The sequence below is a fragment of the Campylobacter concisus genome (genome assembly GCF_002165815.1).
GTDB classification, from domain to species: domain Bacteria; phylum Campylobacterota; class Campylobacteria; order Campylobacterales; family Campylobacteraceae; genus Campylobacter_A; species Campylobacter_A concisus_BH.
This window is the reverse complement of record NZ_NDYN01000037.1, coordinates 1-324: the sequence shown is the minus strand read 5'-3', so window position 1 is coordinate 324 and position 324 is coordinate 1. Positions and strand designations below refer to the sequence as shown.

Here is a 324-nt window from a genome sequence, read left to right as displayed (position 1 = left end):
GCTGTTGCATCTACATCTAGTTCAACCTTAGGTGTGATTGATTTATTACCTGCGCTATCAGTAGCATGTGCTTCGAAGTAGTGTAGGCCATCACCCATAGCTTCAGTTGGAGTAAAGCTCCATTTGCCATTAGCGTCAGCTACTGTTTTACCAACTAGAGTTTTTTCTGTAGTTGTTAAGAAGCTCTCATAAATTTCTACTGTTGCACCAGCTGCTGCACTACCTTTGAATGTTGGTAGATTATCGTTTGTTAGACCATTTTTAACATCACCATTTACTACACCACCATCTACGTCATCATAAATTTCGTCGATTGTTACTTGA

The 324-nt window shown here is 39.5% G+C and carries 1 protein-coding gene; it reads right to left on the bottom strand.

Features of this window, described 5'->3' with window-relative positions; all coding sequences use genetic code 11:
- Nucleotides 1–324 (bottom strand): Ig-like domain-containing protein (locus tag B9N65_RS11120; RefSeq protein ID WP_180385158.1); only part of this gene is annotated, 324 nt, incomplete at both ends.